At 64.0% G+C, this 8,851-nt stretch carries 4 protein-coding genes; 2 read left to right on the top strand and 2 right to left on the bottom strand.

Annotated features, from left to right (window positions below; translation table 11 throughout):
* Nucleotides 1-103 precede the first annotated feature (103 nt).
* Both mnxG and CAF74_RS27700 read right to left on the bottom strand, forming a co-directional pair.
* Entirely contained in the window at nt 104-5,938 is a 5,835-nt protein-coding gene (mnxG, locus tag CAF74_RS27695) for a manganese-oxidizing multicopper oxidase MnxG (RefSeq protein ID WP_085748473.1), read from the bottom strand.
* A 215-nt stretch (nt 5,939-6,153) separates the two neighbouring features.
* Nucleotides 6,154-6,765: a lytic transglycosylase domain-containing protein gene (locus CAF74_RS27700; RefSeq protein WP_085613420.1), complete on the bottom strand. Its 612-nt coding sequence runs from the start codon at nt 6,763-6,765 to the stop codon at nt 6,154-6,156.
* A gap of 203 nt (nt 6,766-6,968) precedes the next feature.
* On the opposite strand from CAF74_RS27700, the gene gspG reads away from it, so the two are divergent.
* Together gspG and CAF74_RS27710 are read left to right on the top strand one after the other, a co-directional pair.
* Entirely contained in the window at nt 6,969-7,397 is a 429-nt protein-coding gene (gspG, locus tag CAF74_RS27705; protein ID WP_007956107.1) for a type II secretion system major pseudopilin GspG, read from the top strand.
* 14 nt (nt 7,398-7,411) lie between these two features.
* Nucleotides 7,412-8,599 carry a type II secretion system F family protein gene (locus CAF74_RS27710; RefSeq protein WP_007956102.1) on the top strand — a complete coding sequence of 396 codons (1,188 nt, stop codon included), beginning with the start codon at nt 7,412-7,414 and terminating at the stop codon, nt 8,597-8,599.
* Nucleotides 8,600-8,851 lie beyond the last annotated feature (252 nt).

Raw genomic sequence — 8,851 nt, forward strand, 5'->3', positions numbered from 1 at the left:
AGCGATGGCGGCTTCAGCCACACCATCCAGAACCGAGTTGCTGCCAATCGCTGGCAAGCCAGCTCCCACAGGTTTTTGCACTCACCGATCCATCGCATTCCAGCTACTGAGCAGGCGGCGCCGGCTCCGGCTCATTGGTCACCCGCAGCAATCCCCACAGCCCCGAGGTGTTGCCATAGGCGCCGTAATCGCGGAACAGGTAGTCCCCCGGTATCGCGTTGCTGCCCCCGGCGCTCGGGATCATGAAGCTGAAGTGCGCCGCCGGCAGGATGCTTTCGTGAGCGCCGATGTACATCGACATCGGGTTGTAGCCGAAGCGCACCGAACCCACGCCCGGCGTGCCCATCGGGTAGCCGCCGGTGTCGCTCTTCTCGGCCTGGAACGGGTTGAGCGACCAGACGTGTCCGTCGAGCTGGAACGTCGTGCCGCGACTGCCGCCGCTCGGCATCAGGATGTGCGTACGGAACGGCTGGCCCGGTTTGGCATACAGCACCGGCGTCTGCGGATCGCCCCCCACCAGCGCATTGCTGTAGGCCATGTGCGCGTTGGTCATGTCGCCGTAACCCGCGCCATCAGCACGGCCGAACGGCGCGTCCGGAGCGAGGCCGAAGCGATACCACAGCGGTTCGGTCTTGTAGTTGATGGCCATGCTCGAGTTGTCCTGCGGATCGGTCGGTACACCGAAGCCCTCGGCAGCGATGCCTTCCACCGGCCGGCCATTGGCCCAGCGGGTGTTCAGCGCCTTGTGCCAGACCATCGCGAAGTCGCGGTAAGTCGTCTGCCCCGGCGCGGTGACCGTGGCGTTGACCTTGCGCGCATCGTCGACCCAGGTCGCGCCGATCGGCAGGATGCTCATCGCCCCACCCAGGCCTTTTTGCGGTTGCTTGATCACATCCGCCGGGGTGAAGTTCAGGCCACCGAACTCCACGGCCGTGGCGTTGATGTTGTCGACACTGCGGCCCAGTTGCGTGACTGGTTTGCCTTCACGTTCCAGGTGCCCGGCGTAGTACTGATAGGTTCGGGTCGGGTAGGCGCCGCTGCTGCCCACCCGTGGTGGCACGGTCTGGATCGGGTTGGCGCCGACGTTGGCACCGTCGGATTTGGTGATGTCATAGGCCAGCAGTTGCGCGTGCAGCCCCACATGGCTGGACGGCCGCATCAGGTTATTGCTGAAAGTGGTCGAGCCGAGGCCGCTGTTGCGATCACGTTTGACGATGCCTTGCATCACGGCGGTCTGGGTCAGGTCGGGCATCACGCTCGGCAGACGGTTTTCCAGGGTGATGTTGATGCAGTCCCCGGCCGCTGCGCGCAGCACCAGCGGTTCGACCGGAATGCCGGGTTTGAGCTTGCCGCTGACCGGATCGAGGTCGGATTTGCGCACGTACAGGATCGCCGTCGGATCATGCAGCGGCCCGCTCTGGCCACCGATGGTGATGGTCTCGCCGTCCTCAGGATCAGTCACCGTGACTTGCGGAATGCTCACCGTGCGCGAGTTCAGCACCAGGGTTCCGCCCGCCGGATTCAGCGGCCCGCCGACATGCTGACCGAGCCCGGCCGAATCGCCGATGCTCAGGCCCAGCGAATTGCCGAGGATGTCGTTGGCCAGCGCGGCGACCACTTCATAGTTGCGCTGCACCGTCGGCCGGGTGCCGATGCCGTTGGGGTTGGCGCTGATCCGTGGGCAACTGCCTTCGAACGCCACGGTGTTGCGCATGCCCGCCGGACTCGGGTTGTTGGGGATGGCGAACAGGTCATTGCGTTTGGCCGTGTAGTTGCGCATCACGCCCCAGATCCCGCTCCAGTAGCCTTCGATCGAAGCGTCCATCGAGTACAGATAGTCACCGGTGGTCGCCGCAGAGCTGGACAGCATCGACACCGGTGCGATGAAGCCCATCTGTTCGGAGATGCCGATCATCTGCGAGGCGCGCCAGCCGGAGTTGGAGCTGTTGCCGAAACCGGAACCGCTCTGCAGCCACTTCACGCCGTGCAGGGTGACGTTGTGCTCTTCCTCGTGGCCGCCGGCATGCACCCGCAGACGCACGTTGTCGCCGGTGTAGGTGCGCAGCATCGGGGTGAACGGATCGCCCGGCTCGCTGCCGCCCTTGTTGATGTGCGGCGGGAACAGGGTGGTGCCGCCAGTCGGGCCGGTGGCGGCCGTCACCAGGTTCGGTGCCAGGTTCATCGCCGGGATCGCGCGGTCGGTACGGCTTTGCATGGCGTACGCCAGATCGCCGCCGAGGCCGTCAGCCTGCATGCCGCGCTTGCCGTCCGGGCCGACCTTGTTCGGATCGTAGACCCGCAGGGCCAGCGGCTCGTTGCGATAGTTGACGACGAACATGCCCGGATCATCCACGGAGATCGCTTGCGGGCAAGGCCGGCTCGGGCAGCCCGGCACCTGACCGCCCTGCACTTCCAGCACGCCTTCAAGAAGGGTGCTGGCGTTGTTGCGCACCGGCGGGTTGATCGCGTAGCGGAAGCTGTCGGCGGTGGCCGGGAAGGCTTGCGGATTCGGCACGCCGTTGGGGCCGGCGCCCACGTACACACCGGCTTCATAGGCGTGTTGGAAGTCGCTGTATTCGAGGAAGAACTCACGGAAGCTGTCGTTCTTGCCGTCGCCGTCGAGGTCGCCGGTGTTGATCACCGCCTGCCACGAGGTCGGCCCGCCGTCCTGCCGCGCGCCGCTGTACAGAGGCTCGCCGGTTTCGGCGTGGAACCAGGTGGAACCGGCCGGTTCCGCCAGCACCGTGGCATACAGGCCGATCTGCTGGTGAGTCGATGGGCCGAGGTGGTCGTGGGTGAAGATGGTGCCCAGCCCCCGATCCACGCCCTTGGCGTTGACCACCGGGTCGACGAACCAGCGTTGCATGGCCGTGCGCGCGCCCATCCAGTCACTGCGCCCGAACTGACCGAAGAACGGATGCGCCTTGGCTTTCGGGCAGGCCTGGGTGCCGTCGCGCGGGTCGGTGCCTTCGCACTGGTTGAATTCACGGATCGCGTGAATGCGTTCCTGAACAGCGCCTGGGGAGAGCACGCCGTCCTCGTAGTTCCAGCCGTTGGAGGAACCGTCGGCGGCCGTCAGGTCCCACTTCGGCAGGTGAATGTGCTGGCCGATCACGTCGGTCGGCGTGCGCACCTGATAGTCGTCCATCTCGTAGGTGGCGGGCACCAGGTTGGTTTGCTGGTATTGCACGCAGTCGAAGGTGTTCATGCGCATCACCAGCGGCTCTGGCGGACGCTGCTTGGTGATCACCGGCCAGGCGTCTTCCCACAGCGCCAGAATCCGGGCTTGCGGGAAGTGATAACCGACCTTGTTGTACACCGCGTCGAACTGAATGTTGGCGGCCTTGTAGATCCGTGGCCGGTCGGCGGTGAAGGTCGAGGCGCCGACAAAGGACATGCCGTCCAGCCGGTCGCCACTGGCGAATTCGCCGGTGCCGGCGCTGCTGGTCAGGCGTTTTTGCCGGTCGTCCATGCACGGTTCGTAGTAAGGCGCGCCGGCAATCGGCAAGGCGCCGTTGGTGCGGAAGGCCTTGGCCACGATCTGATTGCCGGGCAGCAAGGCAAAGCTTGGGTGATCCTTTTTCGCGTGGAACGCCATCGCGGCCTGTTCCACTTCAGTGCCCTCTTCGGGCAGGTAAATCGGTTTGGCGCGGGTGACTTCCTTGGAGAAGTCCAGCGAGGTGGTCACGGTGTGCGCTTCGCCTCCTGCTGATACACCATCGAGGGTGTGACGCTGCAAGCCGCCGTCCCAGCCGCCGGACTGATTCGGGTCGAGGTTGGCCCACAGCGCTTTGCCGCTGGCTTTCAACGATTGCGCGGTGGCGGCGTCGAGCATGTCCAGCGGTGGGGTTGGCGGACGCTGACCCACCGAACTTTCCATGCCGCCGATCCAGAACGGATAGCCAGGGTTTTTCAGGCTGCCGTCGGCGTTGCGGTTGGCTTCGCTGCGATCAACCAGTGCCAGTGATCCAATGGCTTGCGAACCACCATTACCGCCGTGGTGTTCGCCGTCGTCATCGCCCTCTTCTTCCTCATCGTCGTCATCGTGGCCGGCGACCAGGGTTTCGCCGATTTTCGGCACCACCACCACTTTGCCCGGCATCGGCGCCATGGCTTTGCCGGGCAGCGGCACGACGGCAGGAATCGGCGTGCCGGCAATGATCTCGCCATCCGGCAAGGCGCGGGCACCGGCAGCCGGTTTACCGCTGCGCAGGGCGTAAGGTTCGCTGTGATAACCATCGGCGCCCTGTTGCGAGACTTCCAGCCGGGTGCCTTCTTCGAACACATCGTGCACCCGCCACATCGACCACATGCCCTGGGCGAAATGCGGGTAAAAGTGGCAGTGATAGATCGCATCGCCGGCCACCCGGTTGCGGTTACCGGAGCCGCCGTTGGCGATTTCGTAGGTATAGCCGGCGCCCGGACCGATGCCTTGAGCGTCGACGTAATCGGAGTTGTCGTCGTTGGGGTTGAACAGCCACTGGTGGCCGTGCAGGTGGAAGATGTGCTGTTCGTGGCCGTTATGGGTGTTGCGGAATTTGACGAAGTCACCGATGTAGCTGTGGTTGACGTTCGAAGGCTCCGAGGGATACAGGGCCATGGTGGCCTTGACGCCGACCTGATCGGCGCTCGGTGTCTGGCCGGGGGCGATGTTCTCAAGCCCGGTGTTGGCCGGCACGTCCACCAGCATCGCCACGTCGCCGACGGTGTGCGAGCTGAGGAAGAATTCTTCGTAGGCGCACGACAGGCAATCGTGCATCGGCCCTACGCCGAGGCGGTTGGCGACCACTTCAGCGCCCATGCCCCCGGAACCGTAGTTGATCATGAACGAGTCGCGGGTCGGCTCCAGCACATGGGCCATGACCGGGTCGGCCCAGTAGGCGGGGAATGCCTGGGTGGCGGCGGTTTCGTCCTGGAACTGCGAGGCGAAATCGCGAAACGGCTCGAGGCGGTTGGGGATCGCCGGGTTGCGTTTGCCTACAGATTCCAGCGGATAGGTGCTGGGCGCAAAACTGCCATCGGCGTTGCTGCCCATGACGATGGCGTCGCTTTCGCTGGAGATGATTTCGTTGCCGTCGACCATGCTGATGATCGGCGTGCCGGCCTTGCCTTCACGCAGCCACGGTTCGCGCTGCGGGTAGCGGGCCTGGTAATCGACGATCGGGTGACCGGCCGGTGTACGGCCGGTGGTCGCCAGACGCATTTCTTCTTCAGTGAGGGTGTTGCGATAGGTGCGTCCCGACTTCGGCACCACCACGACCTGGCCGAACAGGCCATTGGCGGTGTTGCCGGCCGCGCCTTCCCCGCCGAATGTCGCGCCACGGCTGCTGACGGCAAACGCCCCTTCGCGCTCGGCGTACAGCACGTACGAACGGCTCGCGCCCGGCGGCACCAGGGTGTTGGCGTTGCGCCCGGTGTAGGAGGAAATGTCGTCGATGCTGTTCACCGCTTGCAGGCCGTTGACCTGGAAACCGACATGGCGGTCGGCTACCTGCTCGTCGACCTTGAAGGCATCGGCGCCACCGGGGTTCACGGTGCCCTCCTCGCCTTCAGGCCCTTCGAAATGCTTGTTCGGGTTGGCCTGGTAATCGAGCAGGTTCTGCAGGTTGATCGTCAGGCAATCACCGGCGGCCACCCGCAGCACCAGCGGCCGTGGACGCTTGTCCGCACGCAGCGAGACCTTGCCCGGCACCGCGCTGCCGCCATAGGCCAGCGAGACGTCATGGTCATCGACCACGTCGCGGCGCAGCGCGTACATCATGCCGTTGGCATTCTGCGCACCGAGGCGGTTGAACATCAGCGGTTGATCGAAGGCGACTACATTGGCCACCAGATTGCGCTCGCAGCGCACGGCGGCGCTGGCCAGTTCGACGCTGAGCATCGAGACCAGCAACAGCAGCCAGTTCAACAGGGGCGGTGCGTGGTGAATGCCAACCATGATCGGAAACCTCGTAGTGGGTGCTCACAGGGAACGATTCTCGATAAACCCCTTGGAGCAATCCGCGTGCCACAAAAAATTGCTTTTCATCTCAATCAGTTACACAAACCACTTGAGAACCCGGGGGATATTCCCCACCCGATTCCCCACTTTTCCGGGGCCATCGGTTTGCCCCGATAGTGGGGAAAGCCGGGGCTGGATTTTCAAAAAAAGCTTTACAACGGCGCATCCACCGCCAGCCCCTGCAGGCGCCGGTACTGACGCAGCACGCTCGGGACATAGCGCTGGGTTTCGGCGAAGGGCGGAATCACCCGGCCGCGGCTGAGCACCGCGTCCGGCCCGGCGTTGTAAGCCGCCACGGCCAGGGCGATGTCGTTGTCGAACAGGGTCATCAGGCGCTTGAGGTATTTGGCCCCGCCCTGGATGTTGGCCTTGGGGTCGTAGACGTCTTTCACCCCCAGCTCGCGGGCGGTGTCGGGCATCAATTGCATCAGTCCGCCGGCGCCCTTGGGCGAGGTGGCGCCGGGGTTGTAGTTGGATTCGGACTTGATCACCGCGTGCAGCAAGGCTTCGGGCAGGTGATTGGCGCTGGCCGCCGCTGACACCAGCTCCGCGTAGGGCTGGTTGGCGATCAATTGCGGTTGCCGGTCAAGGCTGACCAGTGGCGCATCGGCTTCGCGGATCACCCGCTCGTAGGTGCGTCCGGGACGGTGGACGTTGGACAGCACGTAGCTGCCCTTGGCATCCATGGAAACGAAGACATCGGCTTGCGCGGCACCAACCGACAGCACGCAGCCGAGCAGTCCTGCAGTGAATGAATGGATCATTGGGCCTCCCCTGACAGGCCCCGAAAAATTGGGGGAAATGCCCCACTGACCCGTCGTTGATCAGCCGTACGCAAGCACTGTGCCGAATCTTGAAAAGCCCGTAATACAAGGGCTTCAGCCCGACCACAGAATTTATCGGGGGCTGAGCATGGCAATTGCATAAGCCCTTTCGGCGACACGGCTGCCACTCACGGGAGGTCATCATGAAGCTGCATTTTCGTCCGCGCGCCCAACGCGGTTTCACCCTGCTCGAATTGCTCGTGGTGCTGGTGGTGCTCGGCCTGTTGGCCGGGATCGTCGCGCCCAAATATTTCGCCCAGCTGGGGCGTTCCGAGGTGAAGGTCGCCAAGGCGCAGATCGAAGGCCTGAGCAAGGCGCTGGATCTCTATCGACTGGAGGTCGGCCATTACCCGTCCACCGAACAGGGCTTGCAGGCGCTGGTGACCGCACCGAGCGACGAAGCCAAATGGACGGGCCCGTACTTGCAGAAAAAACTGCCGCAGGATCCGTGGGGGCGTAATTACACCTACCGCTATCCCGGCGAAAACAGCGAGTACGACCTGCTCTCGATGGGCAAGGACGGCCAGCCCGGCGGCGAGGGCGAAAACGCCGAAGTCACCAACTGGCAATAAGCGGAGCTCACGGCATGCGATTTCAACTCAAAGCAGTGGGCAAGGCCGGGGTGGTGTCGCTGAGCGTCGAGGCGCCCGGCCAGAGCGAAGCGCGGCGCATCGCCGAGGATCAGGGCTTGCGTGTGGTCAGCCTGCACGCCGAGCGCCACTGGCGTTCGTTGCGCCTGAGCAAGCGCGAGACCTTCAACCTGGTGCTGTTCAGCCAGGAACTGACCACCCTGCTCAACGCCGGCCTGCCGCTGATCGATGCGCTGGAGAGCCTGGCCGAAAAAGAAACCGCCCCCGCCGCCCGCAAAACCTTGAGCGAGCTGGTGCGGCTGCTGTACGAGGGCAAATCGTTCTCCCAGGCGCTCGGCCAGTTGTCGGCGGTGTTCCCGCCGTTGTACGTGGCGCTGGTACAGTCCAGCGAGAAGACCGGCGCGGTTGGTGATGCGCTGGGCCGTTACGTGAGCTATCGCCAGCGCATGGACGAAGTGCGGCAGAAGATCGTCAGCGCCTCGATCTACCCGCTTTTGTTGTTGGTGGTCGGCGGTGGCGTGGTGCTGTTTCTGATGGGTTACGTGGTGCCGCGCTTCAGCCTGGTGTTCGAAGGGCTGGGCTCGAATCTGCCGTGGCTGTCGCAGATACTGATGAGCAGTGGCATGTTTCTTCACGCCCATCAGGGTGAGTTTTTCGGCCTGTTGGCGACAATCGTCATCGCCCTCGCCGTGCTGCAAAAACAACCGGCGTTTCGCCGTGGGCTGGATCGGCTGGTGGAGAAACTGCCCGCCGTGCACCAGCGAATTTTCATGTATGAGCTGGCGCGGTTTTACCGGTCGCTGGGGATTCTGCTGCAAGGCGGGATTCCGCTGGTGACGGCCATGGGCATGGTGCGCGGCCTGCTCACCGTGGCCTCGCGAGCACGGCTCGATCAGGCCTGCGAGCGGGTGCGCGAGGGGCAGTCGTTGTCCACTGCGCTGGAGCTCAACCGTCTGGTGACGCCCGTGTCCCTGCGCCTGCTGCGCGCCGGCGAACAGTCCGGCAACCTCGGGCAAATGATGGAACGCAGCGCTGATTTCTACGACGAGGAAATCAGCCGCTGGATCGAGTGGTTCGTGCGGTTGTTCGAACCGCTGCTCATGACTTTCATCGGCCTGTTGATCGGGGTGATCGTGATCCTGATGTACATCCCGATCTTCGAACTGGCTTCGAGTATCCACTGACCTCGGGAACGGGTCGGATCACACGCAACAAGCCACATCCACGTTCCCAATCAAGACAACAAAGACGGAGAACGATATGCACATTCAAAAGCTCGTGCTCGCAATGGCCATCGGCGCAGTCCTGTCGGCGTCTACCGTACTGATTCCGGACAACCTGTCCGGGGTGTCGAGTGTTCAGGCCAAGGAAGGGGGAAGTGGTGGTGGTGGAGGAAGCGGCGGTGGCGGCGGCGGTGGAAACGGTGGGGGTGGCGG

Origin of the sequence: Pseudomonas sp. R45(2017) (assembly GCF_002112305.1) — a bacterium.
GTDB classification, from domain to species: domain Bacteria; phylum Pseudomonadota; class Gammaproteobacteria; order Pseudomonadales; family Pseudomonadaceae; genus Aquipseudomonas; species Aquipseudomonas paraglycinae.